This is a genomic window from Bacillus sp. RC251 (genome assembly GCF_044908765.1).
GTDB lineage: Bacteria > Bacillota > Bacilli > Bacillales > Bacillaceae_G > Bacillus_A > Bacillus_A wiedmannii.
Genome location: NZ_JBIYDP010000008.1, coordinates 106211 through 122632 on the forward strand (window position 1 = coordinate 106211; position 16422 = coordinate 122632).

The 16422-nt window shown below is 34.7% G+C and carries 12 protein-coding genes; 5 read left to right on the forward strand and 7 right to left on the reverse strand.

Annotation, left to right across the window (positions count from 1 at the left end; all coding sequences use genetic code 11):
- The first annotated feature begins 12 nt into the window (after positions 1-12).
- The 3 genes from ABH961_RS21515 (at position 13) to ABH961_RS21525 (ending at position 4232) form a co-directional block, all read left to right on the forward strand.
- Entirely contained in the window at positions 13-834 is an 822-nt protein-coding gene (locus tag ABH961_RS21515; RefSeq protein ID WP_048542805.1) for a glycosyltransferase family 2 protein, read from the forward strand.
- 247 nt (positions 835-1081) lie between these two features.
- Positions 1082-2674 (forward strand): ABC-F family ATP-binding cassette domain-containing protein, encoded by a 1593-nt coding sequence (locus tag ABH961_RS21520; protein ID WP_003295909.1) that lies wholly within the window; start codon positions 1082-1084, stop codon positions 2672-2674.
- Positions 2675-2771: 97 nt separating this feature from the next.
- Positions 2772-4232 (forward strand): ArnT family glycosyltransferase, encoded by a 1461-nt coding sequence (locus tag ABH961_RS21525; protein ID WP_098827577.1) that lies wholly within the window; start codon positions 2772-2774, stop codon positions 4230-4232.
- Between the two features lie 190 nt (positions 4233-4422).
- On the opposite strand, the gene ABH961_RS21530 is transcribed toward ABH961_RS21525, so the two are convergent.
- A complete protein-coding gene (locus tag ABH961_RS21530; RefSeq protein WP_404519952.1) occupies positions 4423-5295 on the reverse strand; it encodes a TetR/AcrR family transcriptional regulator in 873 nt (290 codons plus the stop codon).
- A gap of 142 nt (positions 5296-5437) precedes the next feature.
- On the opposite strand from ABH961_RS21530, the gene ABH961_RS21535 reads away from it, so the two are divergent.
- Positions 5438-8554 (forward strand): efflux RND transporter permease subunit, encoded by a 3117-nt coding sequence (locus ABH961_RS21535; protein ID WP_404519954.1) that lies wholly within the window; start codon positions 5438-5440, stop codon positions 8552-8554.
- Positions 8555-8581: 27 nt separating this feature from the next.
- Here the strand turns inward: ABH961_RS21535 and msrB are convergent, their stop codons facing one another.
- From msrB to lytS, 6 genes are all read right to left on the reverse strand, one after another.
- Positions 8582-9547 carry a peptide-methionine (R)-S-oxide reductase MsrB gene (gene msrB, locus ABH961_RS21540; protein ID WP_404519956.1) on the reverse strand — a complete coding sequence of 322 codons (966 nt, stop codon included), beginning with the start codon at positions 9545-9547 and terminating at the stop codon, positions 8582-8584.
- Positions 9548-9638: 91 nt separating this feature from the next.
- Positions 9639-10682, reverse strand: coding sequence for an AI-2E family transporter (locus ABH961_RS21545; RefSeq protein ID WP_048542816.1), 1044 nt, complete (start codon positions 10680-10682; stop codon positions 9639-9641).
- A gap of 328 nt (positions 10683-11010) precedes the next feature.
- Positions 11011-11703, reverse strand: coding sequence for an antiholin-like protein LrgB (gene lrgB, locus ABH961_RS21550; RefSeq protein ID WP_000168869.1), 693 nt, complete (start codon positions 11701-11703; stop codon positions 11011-11013).
- A 34-nt stretch (positions 11704-11737) separates the two neighbouring features.
- Positions 11738-12169: an antiholin-like murein hydrolase modulator LrgA gene (gene lrgA, locus ABH961_RS21555; protein ID WP_000104908.1), complete on the reverse strand. Its 432-nt coding sequence runs from the start codon at positions 12167-12169 to the stop codon at positions 11738-11740.
- A 133-nt stretch (positions 12170-12302) separates the two neighbouring features.
- The gene (locus ABH961_RS21560) at positions 12303-13043 is read right to left on the reverse strand and encodes a LytR/AlgR family response regulator transcription factor (protein ID WP_048542820.1); all 741 of its coding nucleotides are present in this window, start codon (positions 13041-13043) and stop codon (positions 12303-12305) included.
- Entirely contained in the window at positions 13021-14790 is a 1770-nt protein-coding gene (lytS, locus tag ABH961_RS21565) for a two-component system sensor histidine kinase LytS (protein WP_048542822.1), read from the reverse strand. Before lytS ends, ABH961_RS21560 begins: the two co-directional genes overlap by 23 nt.
- Positions 14791-15118: 328 nt before the next feature.
- Between lytS and ABH961_RS21570 the strand changes: the two genes are divergently transcribed.
- Positions 15119-16417: an MFS transporter gene (locus ABH961_RS21570; RefSeq protein WP_048542823.1), complete on the forward strand. Its 1299-nt coding sequence runs from the start codon at positions 15119-15121 to the stop codon at positions 16415-16417.
- The last annotated feature ends 5 nt before the right edge of the window (positions 16418-16422 follow it).

Consider the following 16422-nt stretch of genomic DNA (forward strand, 5'->3'; position numbering starts at 1 on the left):
GAGCTGTTAAAATTGAAATTTTCTTTGATTATGGCCACTTGTGGTAGACGTGATGATATTCTAGATCTACTAAAGTCACTTAAACAACAAACTTATAAAAACTTCGAACTTATTGTAGTAGATCAAAATGACATTCCAATCTCTGAGCTCTTTGAGGAATATACCAATAATTTTTCTATTAACTATATTTATACACCTATTAAAGGCCTATCTCGCGCAAGAAATATCGGCTTACAAGTAGCTGATGGCGATGTTATTGCTTTTCCAGATGATGATTGTATTTACGAAACGAATGTCTTAGAGAGCATAGTAGCAACGTTTAACTCAAATGCACATATTCAATTTATATCGACAAACACTACAAACGTTGAAAAAACAGGATCTTTAATACATGCGCCTGATAAAGATATCATTCTAAATAATAAGTATGGATTCATGGGCCCCTCTTTCGCTCTGTTTTTTACAAAACAATTTGTACAAGACGTTGGCACATTTAATGAAGATTTAGGTGTTGGATCTGGAACAATTTATGGCGCCGGTGAAGAGACTGATTTCGTACTACGAGGTATGAAAAAAAATTATATAGGTTTATTTAGAAAAAATCTTTTCGTGTACCATCCTGTAAAAGAGGATACTATAGATGAACAATCATTAAACAGAGCTATTTCTTACGCTGGTGGTTTTGGTAAAGTTATTCGTTTACATTATGGATTTCCTTACCTTGTACGTGCAGTCGTTGCCGCTACATTCCGCATGATGCAAAATATATTGAACAATAAACGTAAATTCCATGCAAATCGGGTAAGAGGCATTATCCGTGGATACTTTAAATAATTTTTATTTACCCTAAAAAAGGTGCAATCATTTTTAATAAACTGATTGTACCTTCTATTTATCTATCTTTCTATTATAGACAAAATAGTCTTTTCTACCCCTTCACGCTACGACGTTTTTGGTACTTCTCCAATAAATCTCTCATACTTATCACCATCATATATATATTTTTCAAAATAATGAAACATATTTTTTTGAAAAAATATACATTTTGAAATGATAGCATTATACGAAAGAATTTAGTATCATGATTCAAGATACTATTTCAAGTTGGACGGAGGATATTATGAGCTTATTAACAGTCGAAAAACTAGGACATACATTTGGCGATCGTACATTATTTAAAGATGTATCTATGCGATTACTAGCGGGTGAGCACGTTGGATTAGTTGGTGCAAATGGTGTTGGTAAATCAACATTTATGAATATTATTACTGGTCAACTTATCCATGATGAGGGCCGTGTAGAATGGACACCTGGTACAAATTACGGTTACTTAGATCAACATACAATTTTAACACCCGGTCGCACAATTCGTGATGTATTAGCCGATGCATTTCTACCTCTATTTCAAAAAGAAAAAGCTTTAAATGAAGTTACAGAAAAAATGGGCACTGCTACACCAGAAGAATTAGAGGAACTTCTTGAGCAAATGGCAGAAATACAAGATGCTCTTGAAGCAGGTGGTTTCTATTTATTAGATATTAAAATTGAGGAAGCAGCTCGTGGTCTTGGAATTGATGCAATCGGTTTAGATCGTGATGTTGCTGCATTAAGTGGTGGACAACGTACAAAAGTATTACTTGCAAAGTTACTACTTGAACAACCCGAAGTATTACTATTAGACGAACCTACCAACTATCTAGACGTTGAACATATTCATTGGTTAACAAGTTATTTAAAAGAATATCCACATGCCTTCCTATTAATTTCCCATGATACGGAATTTATGAATAAATGTGTTGATGTTATTTTCCATCTAGAATTCACAAAAATGACGCGTTATACAGCGACATATGAAAAATTCCTAGAGCTAGCGGAAATCAATAAAAATCAGCATATAAACGCTTATGAAAAACAACGCGAATTTATTAAAAAGCAAGAAGACTTTATTGCGAAGAACAAAGCTCGTTATTCAACGACGGGTCGTGCAAAGAGTCGTCAAAAACAACTTGATCGCATGGAGCGTATTGATCGTCCTGAAACAGCAATTAAGCCAGAATTCTCTTTCAAAGAGTGTCGCGCAAGTAGTCGTTTCGTCTTTGAAGGTGAAGATGTAGAAATCGGATATACACATCCATTATTACCAAAATTAACGATGACAATTGAACGCGGTGAAAAAATTGCAATTGTTGGATGTAATGGTGTTGGTAAATCAACATTACTAAAAACAATTTTAGGCAAGATTAAACCATTAAGTGGTAAAACAAGCCTTGGTGATTTCCTAACGCCATCATACTTCGAACAAGAAGTAAAAGCTGATAATATAACACCGATTGATGACGTGTGGAATACATTTCCTAGCATGGACCAACATCAAATCCGTGCAATGTTAGCAAAATGTGGTTTGAAAAATGAACATATCTCTCGCCCTCTAAATCAATTAAGTGGTGGTGAACAGGCAAAAGTTCGTTTATGTAAACTAATGGGAGAAGAAAGTAACTGGCTACTATTTGATGAGCCAACAAACCACCTTGATGTTACAGCAAAAGAAGAGCTTAAGAAAGCTATGAAAGCATATAAAGGAACGATTCTACTTGTATGTCACGAACCAGACTTTTATGAAGATTGGATAACAAAAGTTTGGGACGTAGAAGAATGGTCTCAACAAAACTCTTAATTTCTTAAAACAAGCCCTATGCAGACCAAGTTAAGTTTGCATAGGGCCATTTTCATTGAAATAACTTATAAAATTCATTAAGGAGTTTAAACATATAATGCAAAATACATTTTCTCTAAAAGCCAATGCATGTTTTGTAAAGTGTTTATTACTACTATGCCTATTTATTTATGCAGCCATAACATGGTATTCCATATCCATAATCGGAAGTACTTCCGGTTCTCGTTTCCTTGTTATAGTCCTGCCCCTTATTATAGGTTTACTCCTTTTACTTATTGGTTACATTGCGAATAAATATATGTCAAAAATAGTATTTACTATTTCACTTATTACTTTAGCTTTTTCGATTCGATTGATCTGGATTCTCAATATTCCAACCCCTATCGAATCTGACTTTGCAATGATGTACTATAGCGCAGTCCAAGCCGCTAAAGGCGACTTTAGTTTTGCTCAAAATACATACTATACTTCATGGGTGTATCAACTTGGTTTTACAATGTATCAAGCTTTTATTATAAATTTATTCGGAGAATCCCCTACACTGCTGAAGATTTTAAATGTTGCATATTCTACAGGAACAACATTACTGGTTTACATGATTACTTCAAAGGTATTTAATGAATGGTCTGGACGTATTGCAGGGGTAATATACTCGCTATATATCCCAAGCATTATAATGAGCTCTGTATTAACAAATCAACACCTTGCTACCTTCTTCTTTTACCTTGGTTTTTATATATTAATTACAAAGGGATTAAGCCATAAATATATGTGGATTTTTATAGGAATCTTCCTATCTCTAGGAGATATCATCCGTCCACTCGGTGCCTTAATTTTGATTGCCGTAACTATTTATACCTTTTTACAAGGAATATTAGGAAAATCAAAACAGAGTGTTTTCCATTCTATAAAAAAACTTGTTGGTATTTTCATCATTTTTTACCTTGTACATTATATTATTAGCTACATACTTATATCCACCGGTGTTACACAATATCCGCTCTCTAATCGTGATCCGCTCTGGAAATTCACAGTAGGGTTTAATCATGACACAAAAGGCGGTTATTCTGAGGAAGATGCAGAATATATTACATCCATTGAAATTGGTGAGGAACGGACAGTCGCTGAAAAAAAACTTATTCAAGAACGCATAGCTGATCCGAAAAAAGTTTTATCTTTATTTAAAGACAAGTTCATACTTATGTGGGCCGATTACGATTCAGCTCCGATGTGGAGTTTATTTGGATTAGAAAATAAAGACAATGATATAATCACATTAAAAGACAACCTTATAAAATACGAAAGATATATTTATGTTACCACCTTGCTATTTGGTATATTGTCACTTCTTTATCTTATAATAACTAAACAAAATGAAACTCCTTATACATTATTTTTACTACTAATAATTGGTTATGTAGCTATTCATTTCTTAATCGAATATCAAACAAGATATCGTTATTTCATCGTTCCTAGCTTTACGATTATTCAAAGCTATGGATTGTATATATGTCATATCCTAATAACAAAAAGAAACTCAATACAAGGTTTAAAATAAAAAGATTATTGAACTTTATATACACAATACAGATTATCTTATCGAATAATATAAAAGTACACCAAACATGCACAATGCCATATCAGCCCTTTGAAATATTCACGTAATAACACCCTTACACGATTTACAACAATATAAGGAAGCAGTATTCGTTCATTAATAAAAAAGGTAACAATGAAAACTATCATTGTTACCTTTTTATATTGTAATACCCCATAAGTCGTAAGCGAAATTCTTTTAAATTTGGGTATACGTCTAAATTAGACAACATCCCTTGAATGACCGGGATCCTTGGATTTTGCAATCTCATTTCTGCCTCCAAAACATCTAATGTAACAAGCAATTCCTCATCTTCTAGTTGATCAGCTAATGTACGTTTAAAAACAATAACTTCTTTTAAAAAGTGTTCCTTAACCTGCTCCTTAATAAGCTCTGATTTACAAAGAAATTCCCCAAGCTTTTCTTCATGTAACACAGGTTCTTCCGAAGATTCTACCAATCCATCTACTAAATCATCTACTCTTTTCAAAATAAATGCAGAAACGTAAGATAAGTCAATTTCTGGTGCTTGTAAAATGATTAGTTCTAAATATCCACGGCATATACCTTCTACCATAATGACTAAATCTAATAAATAAGGCATAACCTTGTCACCATAAATAGACAATAAACTATTCCGATAAAATGCGTGAGACTCTAACTTCATCCTCATCATAAACTCTTCTACTTCTTTATTAAAAGGTATAGCATTTTCCCTCGCATGCATAATAATAAATTCTTTATGCTTTTGTATATCGTTAAACTGACAATGCAATTGCTTTGCAAATTTTTCACGCGGCAATAACGATTCATTTTCAATATCCAGCATTTTATTTTGAATCTTGTCATAGTAATATCGAAGTGTTGCTAATAAAAGCTCATCTTTCGATTTAAAGTATAAATAGAAAGCTCCCTTAGATATGCCACAAGCTGTCACAATTTCCTGTACTGATGTCGCATTTACACCCTTAGTCGCAAATAACTTCATAGCCATCTCTATAATTAAGCGCTCTTTTTCTTTCATATCATGTCTCTCCTAAATTTAATCTCGCATCTTATTATGAATTTATTATACCATCCCTTTTCATTGACGGCTGACCGATCAGTCAGTTATATTATGTATTAGACTGACCAGTTGGTCAATACAATACAAAGGGAGCGCAAACATGAACAAAATTATTAATTTCTCGTTAAAAAATAAGTTCGCAGTTTGGCTACTAACCATTATTGTTACCATTGCAGGTATTTATTCTGGGCTGAATATGAAGCTGGAAACAATTCCTGATATTACAACACCTGTTGTAACAGTAACTACGGTTTATCCTGGTGCTACACCAGAAGAAGTAGCTGACAAAGTTTCAAAACCGATGGAAGAGCAACTACAAAATTTAAGTGGTGTAAACGTTGTTAGTTCATCATCTTATCAAAACGCATCTTCTATTCAGATAGAATATGATTTTGATAAAAATATGGAAAAGGCTGAAACAGAAATTAAAGAAGCTCTCACAAATGTGAAACTCCCAGAAGGTGTAAAAGACCCGAAAGTTTCACGTGTAAACTTCAATGCCTTTCCAGTTATTTCGTTAAGCGTAGCAAGTAAAAATGAATCTTTAGCTGCCTTAACTGAAAATGTAGAAAAAAATGTTGTTCCTGGATTAAAAGGACTTGATGGGGTCGCATCTGTTCAAATTTCAGGTCAACAAGTAGATGAAGTACAACTTGTCTTCAAGAAAGATAAGATGAAAGAATTAGGTTTAAGTGAAGATACTGTAAAAAATGTAATTAAAGGATCGGACGTATCTTTACCACTTGGCTTATATACATTTAAAGACACAGAAAAATCAGTTGTTGTAGATGGAAATATTACAACAATAAAAGCATTAAAAGAATTAAAGATCCCAGCTATACCTTCATCACCGAGCGGTCAAGGTAGTCAAAACGCTGGAGCTGGTACACAAACGCCGCAAATGAATCCAGCGGCTATGAACGGGATTCCGACAGTTACATTAGATGAAATTGCTGAAATTAAAGAAGTCGGAAAAGCAGAATCTATTTCTCGAACAAATGGAAAAGAAGCAATTGGAATTCAAATTGTGAAAGCTGCTGACGCGAATACTGTTGATGTTGTAAATGCAGTGAAAGATAAAGTAAAAGACCTTGAGAAAAAATATAAAGACTTAGAGATTATTTCAACATTCGACCAAGGTGCACCGATTGAGAAATCAGTAGAAACAATGCTGAGCAAAGCTATTTTTGGTGCTATATTTGCGATTGTTATTATTATGCTGTTCCTACGAAATATCCGAACAACATTAATCTCTGTCGTTTCCATACCACTTTCTTTATTAATTGCTGTATTAGTCATAAAGCAAATGGATATTACGCTTAATATTATGACACTTGGAGCAATGACAGTCGCTATTGGCCGCGTCGTCGATGACTCCATTGTTGTTATTGAAAATATTTACCGACGAATGTCGTTATCAGAAGAGAAACTGCGCGGAAAAGATTTAATTCGTGAAGCTACGAAGGAAATGTTTATCCCAATTATGTCTTCTACCATTGTAACAATTGCTGTATTCTTACCGCTTGGACTAGTAAAAGGTATGATTGGTGAAATGTTCTTACCATTTGCCTTAACTATCGTCTTCGCTTTATTAGCATCGTTACTAGTAGCAGTTACAATCGTGCCGATGTTAGCTCACTCTTTATTTAAAAAAGAGAGCATGAGGGAAAAAGAAGTACATCATGAAGAAAAACCAAGTAAATTAGCAAACGGGTATAAACGCATACTTGCATGGGCTTTAAATCATAAAATCACCACATCAAGCATTGCTGTCCTTCTATTAGTTGGTAGTCTTGCACTTGTGCCAATTATCGGTGTAAGTTTCTTACCATCTGAAGAAGAAAAAATGATCATTACAACGTACAACCCTGAACCAGGTCAAACGTTAGAAGATGTTGAAAAAATTGCAACGAAAGCTGAGAAGCACTTCCAAGATAATAAAGACGTCAAAACAATTCAATTCTCATTAGGTGGCGAAAACCCAATGAGTCCTGGTCAATCAAATCAAGCAATGTTCTTCGTGCAATATGATAACGACACGAAAAACTTCGAAAAAGAAAAAGAGCAAGTCGTTAAAGATTTACAGAAGATGTCTGGAAAAGGCGAATGGAAAAACCAAGACTTCGGAGCGAGTGGCGGTAGTAATGAAATTAAACTATACGTTTACGGAGATAGCTCGGAAGACATTAAACCTATCGTCAAAGATATTCAAAATATCATGAAGAAAAATAAAGACTTAAAGGATATTGACTCTAGTATTGCAAAAACGTATGCAGAGTACACTTTAGTCGCAGATCAGGAAAAACTAAGTAAAATGGGTCTAACAGCTGCGCAAATTGGAATGGGACTTTCTAATCAACATGATCGCCCTGTTCTGACAACAATTAAAAAAGACGGTAAAGATGTCAATGTATATGTAGAAGCTGAAAAACAAAATTATGAAACAATCGATGACTTAACAAATCGTAAAATTACAACGCCACTTGGTACTGAAGTGGCTGTGAAAGATGTTATGACTGTAAAAGAAGGTGAAACTTCGAATACAGTGAAACACCGCGATGGCCGTGTTTATGCAGAAGTAAGTGCAAAACTAACATCTGATGACGTTTCAAAAGCATCTGCGGCTGTTCAAAAGGAAGTAGATAAAATGGATCTTCCTTCCGGTGTAGATGTTTCTATGGGCGGTGTTACAAAAGATATTGAAGAATCATTCAAGCAACTTGGCTTAGCGATGTTAGCTGCGATTGCCATTGTATACTTCGTTCTTGTCGTTACATTTGGCGGTGCCCTTGCACCATTCGCAATTTTATTCTCGCTACCATTCACAATTATCGGTGCTCTTGTTGCCTTATTAATTTCTGGTGAAACGTTAAGTGTCTCTGCAATGATTGGTGCACTTATGTTAATCGGTATCGTTGTAACAAACGCAATCGTGCTTATCGACCGTGTTATTCATAAAGAAAATGAAGGTCTATCAACACGTGAAGCTTTATTAGAGGCTGGTGCTACACGCCTTCGCCCTATTTTAATGACTGCAATTGCAACAATCGGTGCTCTTATCCCACTTGCATTAGGATTTGAAGGTAGCGGCTTAATTTCTAAAGGACTTGGTGTAACAGTAATTGGTGGATTAACAAGTTCAACGTTATTAACACTTCTTATTGTTCCAATCGTTTATGAAGTATTAAGCAAGTTCAAAAAGAAAAAAGCAAAATAACAAAAAATAACCTCGCAGTTAGCGAGGTTATTTTTTATTTCCGAATAAGATTAGAAAATCACCATATCCTTCTTTCTCTAATTCCTCTTTTCGGATAAATCGAAGGGCTGCGGAATTAATACAGTAACGAAGACCATTTGGTCCTGGGCCATCTGGGAATACATGACCTAGATGTGAATCTCCCTCTTTGCTTCTCACTTCTGTACGCGTCATATTATGACTGACATCCATTTTTTCTTTCACACTTGCTGACATGACTGGCTTCGTAAAACTAGGCCATCCACACCCACTATCAAACTTATCTAAAGAAGTAAATAACGGTTCTCCTGAAACGATATCTACATAAAGACCTTCTTCATTATGATTCCAATACTCATTTCGAAATGGCGGTTCTGTACCATTTTCCTGTGTTACATAAAACTGCATCTCATTGAGTTTTTCTTTTAAATGAGTATTATCTTTTGGCCAATGTTGTTTAATAAAAGCATCTCGTCCCGATCCTTTACGGTATAACTCATAGCGGAATGTATTTTTCTTATGATATCCTTGGTGATAGTCTTCAGCTGGATAAAACGTAGCTGCTGGTAATATTTTTGTCGCAATTGGTTTTGAAAAGCGTCCACTCTTTGCAAGCTCTTCTTTTGAAGCCTCTGCTTTTTTATGTTGTTCTTCATTGTGATAAAAAATTACTGTTTCGTAAGACTGTCCACGATCGTGAAATTGTCCTCCTATATCAGTCGGATCAATTTGTCTCCAATATATATTTAATAACTCCTCATACGGCATTTTATTTGTATCAAATGTAATTTGTACTACCTCATAATGTCCCGTCGTTTCTGAACATACTTCTTTATATGTTGGACTCTCTTTATGACCACCTGTATAACCAGAAACAACCTTTATAATTCCTTCCATCTCTTCAAATGGCGAAACCATACACCAGAAGCACCCTCCAGCAAATGTAGCTAACTCTACCTTTTCATTTACAGCCATTATTTCACCCCTATTCTATCTTCTGCTTACAGTATGGCATAAAAAACATCATGTTATAAAAGAAAAAGCATCGAACATCGATGCTTTTTCTTTACTTCACCTTATTTTTTCTGGCATCATTCTCTATTTCATCACTTGTCACATCTAAGACATCTAATAAGAAAATGAAGATTGGAATACCGATAATTAATCCCCATACACCTAAGAAGTGTTCTGAGAAGATTAATACCATAAATGTATAGAAGATCGGTAAGTTTGTTTTTTGCGACATGAACTTCGGATTTAACACGTAACTTTCAAGCGCATGAATTACTGTTACGATAATTAAAATATAAACAACGTACATAATACCGCCAATATTGTAAGCAATCATACAAAGCGGGAATAACGAAATGATAACCCCAGCTACTGGAATTAAACCGAGTAAGAAGATCATTAACGCTAAACCTAATAATTGCGGGAATCCTAATATCCATAGTGCAATAACGGATAAAACACAGTTAACAACTGCAATTAAAAATTGTGCTTCGATTACTTTTCCGAATGAACGTGCAAATTTCTTACCGAAGTACTCAATTTCAGTATAGAAAATTGCAAGTCGGCTTTCTTTAAATTTTGCAGTAAAAGCAACGATCCGAGCTTTCTCCAATAAGAAAAATAAACTTAAAATTAAAGAAAGTAACACTTGAAGGCCAAATTTCCCAACATTCGTAATCGATTTATACAAAATGTCAACGCCTTGTCCTACATATTTCGAAAGTTCCATATGATTGACAGCATTAACTGCATACTTAATTAATTCACTATCCGGTGGGTTTCTTAAAAATACGTTAAATTGATAAATCAATTGTGAAATTTGTATCGTTAATACTGGTAAATATTTAAATAGCGTAATAGCAATTCCACCAATTAACATTACATATAGAAACGCTATAATAATTTTTCGGTTAATGGGCATGAAATGATCTAATTTGCGAGAAATAAACTTTTGGAATCGATCCATTAAATATGTGAGAATAAACGTAATTAAAATTAAATTCAACATACTTTGCAGCCCGTATAACACGAGAGCAAGTATTACTAATACGAGAAACCTCTGAAATCCTTTGCTTTGAAACAGGTTTTTTATTTGCATAATCGACGAGTACTCTCTCCTGTCCTATAAAGTAAAACGTTAATAAGTAGATTTTTTCTCTCTTCTCTACCTTTAATTATTCATTCATATAAAGATTTTTATAAGCTTATTATAGATCTCTCTTAGCAGATCCTATAGTAGCTTACTTCTTATTTTACAATACAATGACCTAATTCAAAACGTATTCTACACAGTATTAATGAAGATTTAAGGAAACTTACATTTTATTAACATAGGTCTTACCACTACTGTAACATAAAAAGCAAGCTATCAGTAGAAATCTGTCCTACAAATAGCTTGCTTTTCTCGTTTTTTTAAGTAAGTTTTACTATCCAATGAATGGCATAAACATCGGTATGACAACTACAGTTACAACCCCAACTACTGTTACAGCAATACTTGCCATAGCTGCCTCTACTTCACCCATTTCAATTCCTACTGCCACTCCTAATGCGTGACCTGCTGTTCCAAGTGCTAAACCTTTTGCAATTGGATGTTTTACTCTAAATGTTTTTAAAAATAATGCTCCTAATGCGTATACAATAACTGCGTTAAAAATAACTGCAAACGATGTAATTGCTGGTATACCACCAATACTTTCAGAGATTGGTAATGCAATTGCTGTTGTTGCTGCTTGTGGTAACATTGAATTCATTACTGCTGTATCTAAACCAATTGCTTTTGCAACAATAAACACGACAATTACTGAGCAAATAGATCCAACCACGATAGCCGATAAAATTTGCCACCAATATTTTTTTAACTTATCCACTTGTTTATATAATGGAATTGCAAACGCGATTGTTGCTGGTTCTAAGAAGAAGCTAATCATTTTTCCGCCAGTATTATATTCTTCAAAAGTAAAGTTACCTACTTTTAGAAAGACAATCCCTAATACCATCGCTACGAATAATGGTGTGAATAAGAAGAATCCTTTTGAATGCTTAAATAATAATGTTCCGATTCCGTATGCGATTAATGAAACGACGATTCCGAAATATGGAGTCATTGTGCTTGCCATGTTCATTCCCTCCTAGCAATATATACTAAATTGGTTACGCAACTTTTCCGTGCTTGCGTCCTTTATTTACTACTTTCAATTCTTTCGTATCTTCTATTTCTTTATCGTCTTTTCCTAAAATAAATTGTGCAAATAATCCTGTTACAGCGAGTAAAATAATTGTTGCGACAACGATTACAGTTAAAATTTGTACAAAATATTGTCCCATTACACCGAGAGAATTAATAACCGAAATACCTGATGGAACGAAAAGGAATCCGATAATACCTGTTAAAGCCGTTCCGAGTGATTCAACTTGTTCCAATTTAATAACTTTTAAACATAATAGGCTAAATAAAATAACTAATCCGATCACCGATGAAGGCATCGGAATTGGTAAATGCGTTGCAATAATATTAGAAACTAACATAATAGCTGAAAATATGAATGCTTGTGATAAGAAACTATATACTTTTTTCGTACTCATTTTGGCCACCTCTTTCGATTTGGTACCTTTATTGTATAAGATAAAAACAAAACTGTAAGCGTTTGCATATCGGAACGTCAAATATACAAAATTAGTTACAAAAATAGGCAGATGAAATGCAAAAAGCTACTTCTTAAATACGAAGTAGCTTTTTGAGTTCTTTTGCATATGTACGGCTAACAGGTACTTTTGATCCTTCTTTCATAATTAAATTATATGTAGAATTGAACCATGGTTGTATTTCCGTAATATGATTAATATTTGCAATAAAACTGCGATGGACACGCATAAAACTTGCTTGTGGCAACTTCTTTTCCAAAATTACAAGCGTATCGTGTGTTACATACGTTTCTCTCATTGTTTTTACTGTCACTTTTCCATCCACAAGGCCTACATATATAATATCTTCAATATTCACAAGTACAATCGATTCCTCAATTGGTAATGCTAATTTATGCATCTCGGTCGTTACGTCTACACTCTTTACCTCTTGATTTGTTTCTAATTTTATTTGTTTTTGCTTTTTATATTTCTTTAATGTCTGTACGATACGTTCTTCATCAAATGGTTTTAAAATGTAGTCTAACGCGTCTACTTCAAATGCTTGCAATGCATATTGATCATAGGCAGTAGCAAACACAATTGCAGGGGGATTTTTCATCTTCTTTAATATATTTGCGATTTCAAATCCGTTATCATCAGATAGCTGAATGTCTAGGAAAACAATATCTGGTTTGTTTTTCATTAATTCCTCTAATGCATCCTCTACACAATCCGCCTCACCAATTATCTCTACTTCTTTCGTTTGCTCTAATAAATACTTCAATTCATCACGTGCTAACATTTCATCGTCAACTACTAATACTTTTAACACTCCGTTCTTCCTCCCCTATTTTTTTAGGAATAACAAAAGTAATCTCTGTCCCCTCATTTAATTCACTTTCAATTTGAAGCATTGTCTCTTTCCCAAATAACCCGATAAGTCGTTCATTAATATTATATAAAGCTGTTCCAGTCCCTTTCTTTGACGACACTACCATTTTTCCTAATTGTTCTAAGCGTTCTTCCTCAATTCCTTGTCCATTATCTTTTACTTCGAAGTGAACCATGCCCCCTTTTTCAAAAACATGCACTTCTACTTCGCATACTGGCTGTTTCTTCGGAAAAGCATGTCGCAACGCATTTTCAACCAACAGTTGAAGAACAAATGGTGGTACTAATGTTGTCTTTAACTCTTCCTCAATATACATCTTTACCTCATACTTATTTGGGAATCTTGCTTGTTCTAGTGATAGGTATGCCTGTACATGGTTTAATTCTTGTTCTAGTGGAATCAACAACTGACGTGCCCCTTGCAAATTACAACGGAAATACACGCTAAGCTGCAATAATAACTTCCTTGCCTTTTCTACATCTGTTCGGCATAAAGCTGATACGGTATTAATTGCATTAAATAAAAAATGCGGATTGATTTGTGCTTGTAACGCTTTTATTTCGGCATCTTGCAATAACTTACTTTGTAACTCTGCTTCACCTAACTCAAGCTGCGTGGAAAATATTTTTGCTAATCCTTCTGCAAGTTCCTCTTCAACACGACTTAACTGGTTAGGGTTCTTGAAATACAGTTTTAATGTCCCTATCGTATTTTCATGTGAAGTTAATGGAATAACAATAGCTGCTTGCAAAGGACAGCCTTCATGTTGGCAATTAATAACCTCACGTGATTTCGCTTTCATTATTTTCCCTGTATGTAAAACCTCTTTCGATAAACCTGTTATTAAACTGTGTGAAGGAATATGATGATCTGATGCCAATCCAACGTGAGCTAATATTTTCTCTGTATCTGTTAAGGATACCGCATCTGTTCCCGTAAAGCGGTGAATAATTTGTGCCACATGTTTACAAGACTCTTCTGTTAACCCCCTGCGAAAATACGGTAATGTCTTATCAGCAATTCGTAATACTTTATGCGTTTGCAGAGCTTTCGCGTTTTCTTCCTGACGCAAAATAGCTTGTATCATTGAAAGTAAAATAAAACTTCCGAAACTATTTACAAGGATCATTGGTATCGCAATTGTTTTCACGATACTAATTCCATCCTCTACGATTAATAAGATCATAATCATTTCTAAAGAAACGATAAACACGCTTAAAATCGCTGAAAATTTAGGCGTAATTGCACGATTATATTTTTTGAAAATGTGTCCAATATACCCAGTTATAACACCTGCTAAAATTGAAGAGATTGCACAACTTAGCGCTGTCGTCCCGCCAAGCATATAACGGTGAATACCAGCAATCGATCCTACTCCAATTCCGACGATAGGACCACCAAGCAATCCACTAATTCCAACACCCATAATACGTGTATTCGCAATTGTACTAGATGACGAAACACCTTGTAGCCAATTTTCATTCATAATTGTATTCCCCGCAATTTCAATTCCCGTGTAATTGCTGACAATTGTAAACACTGAAAAAATACAAATAAGCTTAAGCTTATCTACATATCCATCTTGTCTATGAAGAAGGCGCCTGAACGTTCTAATATGAGAAAGTAAAAATCCTAAAATAACAATAAGTCCGACACGTTCAATCATCATAAGTACTAAATTTAGCATCTGTGATTCATTCCTTTTTATATGAGTTAGTTTTATTATGGGAAAATAATGAAGTGGGCGTCAAGAAGAATGCAATATCTTTTGAAATATTTTACACATAACTATCCCCTCTTTATTTGACAACCTAATAGAAGAGTGCTAAAAATAAAGTAATATAATACAGTCCTTTAACCCAACCCCGTGAGGTTGAGAAGGAAGTCGGAATATACTATACGTATGGTCTTTTTTAGAGATACGTATGCTTTTTTGGCCTTCTCATCATATCAGGTGAGAAGGCCTTTTGTTATTCTTCCATAGCGACTGTAGAAGAAAATAAGGAGGAGTAATGATGAACGTTACTACTGATGTACAATCAACAACAGAGGAAACGAAGGAGAAAAGATATAAAACATTGTTTGGTTCTGCGCTAGGATATGCAGCAGAAGGTTTAGATATGTTGCTCTTATCTTTCGTACTCGTCTACATTTTAAAAGAATTTCATTTAAGCCCTGTTGAAGGTGGAAACTTAACATTAGCTACCACAATAGGAATGCTAATCGGGTCTTATTTATTCGGATTTATTGCTGATTTATTTGGGCGTATCCGTACGATGGCCTTCACAATCTTACTATTCTCACTCGCAACAGCACTTATTTATTTCGCAACAGATTATTGGCAATTATTAATTCTTCGCTTTTTAGTTGGAATGGGGGTTGGTGGTGAATTCGGTATTGGAATGGCCATCGTAACTGAAACATGGTCTAAAGAAATGCGCGCTAAGGCGACATCCGTTGTTGCACTTGGATGGCAATTTGGCGTACTAGTCGCTTCACTCCTTCCAGCATTTATCGTCCCACATTTTGGATGGAGAGCTGTTTTCTTATTTGGACTCATTCCCGCTTTATTAGCTGTTTACGTCCGCAAAAGTTTAAGTGAACCGAAAATATGGGAACAAAAACAACGATACAAAAAAGAATTGTTACAAAAAGAAGCTGAAGGTAATTTAACAACTACCGAGGCAGAACAACTAAAGCAAATGAAAAAGTTCCCACTTCGAAAGTTATTTGCCAATAAAAAAGTAACGATAACAACAATCGGTCTTATTATTATGTCATTCATCCAGAACTTCGGATATTATGGAATTTTCACATGGATGCCAACTATTTTAGCGAATAAATATAACTACACATTAGCAAAAGCGAGCGGTTGGATGTTCATCTCTACAATCGGCATGCTAATTGGAATTGCAACTTTTGGTATTCTAGCCGATAAAATTGGCCGCCGTAAAACTTTTACAATCTATTATGTCGGTGGTACTATATACTGTCTCATTTACTTCTTCTTATTCACAGACCCAACATCATTGTTATGGGGAAGTGCACTACTTGGATTCTTTGCCAATGGCATGATGGGGGGATTCGGAGCTGTTTTAGCTGAAAACTACCCTGCTGAAGCTCGCTCGACAGCCGAAAACTTTATTTTCGGTACAGGACGTGGGTTAGCTGGATTTGGACCTGTTATTATCGGCTTACTTGCTGCAGGTGGTAATTTAATGGGAGCACTATCTCTCATCTTCATTATTTATCCAATCGGTTTAGTTACAATGCTATTATGTGTCCCAGAGACAAAAGATAAAGTATTAGAATAGATTGA

What these genes read in the sequence shown, in the direction of transcription:
- lrgB (WP_000168869.1), bottom strand. Translation starts at nt 11,703, where the DNA reads ATGGCAAGCACAATGACTCCATATTTCGGAATCGTCGTTTCATTAATC.
- ABH961_RS21545 (WP_048542816.1), bottom strand. Translation starts at nt 10,682, where the DNA reads ATGCAAATAAAAAACCTGTTTCAAAGCAAAGGATTTCAGAGGTTTCTC.
- lrgA (WP_000104908.1), bottom strand. Translation starts at nt 12,169, where the DNA reads ATGAGTACGAAAAAAGTATATAGTTTCTTATCACAAGCATTCATATTT.
- ABH961_RS21525 (WP_098827577.1), top strand. Translation starts at nt 2,772, where the DNA reads ATGCAAAATACATTTTCTCTAAAAGCCAATGCATGTTTTGTAAAGTGT.
- ABH961_RS21530 (WP_404519952.1), bottom strand. Translation starts at nt 5,295, where the DNA reads ATGAAAGAAAAAGAGCGCTTAATTATAGAGATGGCTATGAAGTTATTT.
- msrB (WP_404519956.1), bottom strand. Translation starts at nt 9,547, where the DNA reads ATGGCTGTAAATGAAAAGGTAGAGTTAGCTACATTTGCTGGAGGGTGC.
- ABH961_RS21535 (WP_404519954.1), top strand. Translation starts at nt 5,438, where the DNA reads ATGAACAAAATTATTAATTTCTCGTTAAAAAATAAGTTCGCAGTTTGG.
- ABH961_RS21520 (WP_003295909.1), top strand. Translation starts at nt 1,082, where the DNA reads ATGATTCAAGATACTATTTCAAGTTGGACGGAGGATATTATGAGCTTA.
- ABH961_RS21570 (WP_048542823.1), top strand. Translation starts at nt 15,119, where the DNA reads ATGAACGTTACTACTGATGTACAATCAACAACAGAGGAAACGAAGGAG.
- lytS (WP_048542822.1), bottom strand. Translation starts at nt 14,790, where the DNA reads ATGCTAAATTTAGTACTTATGATGATTGAACGTGTCGGACTTATTGTT.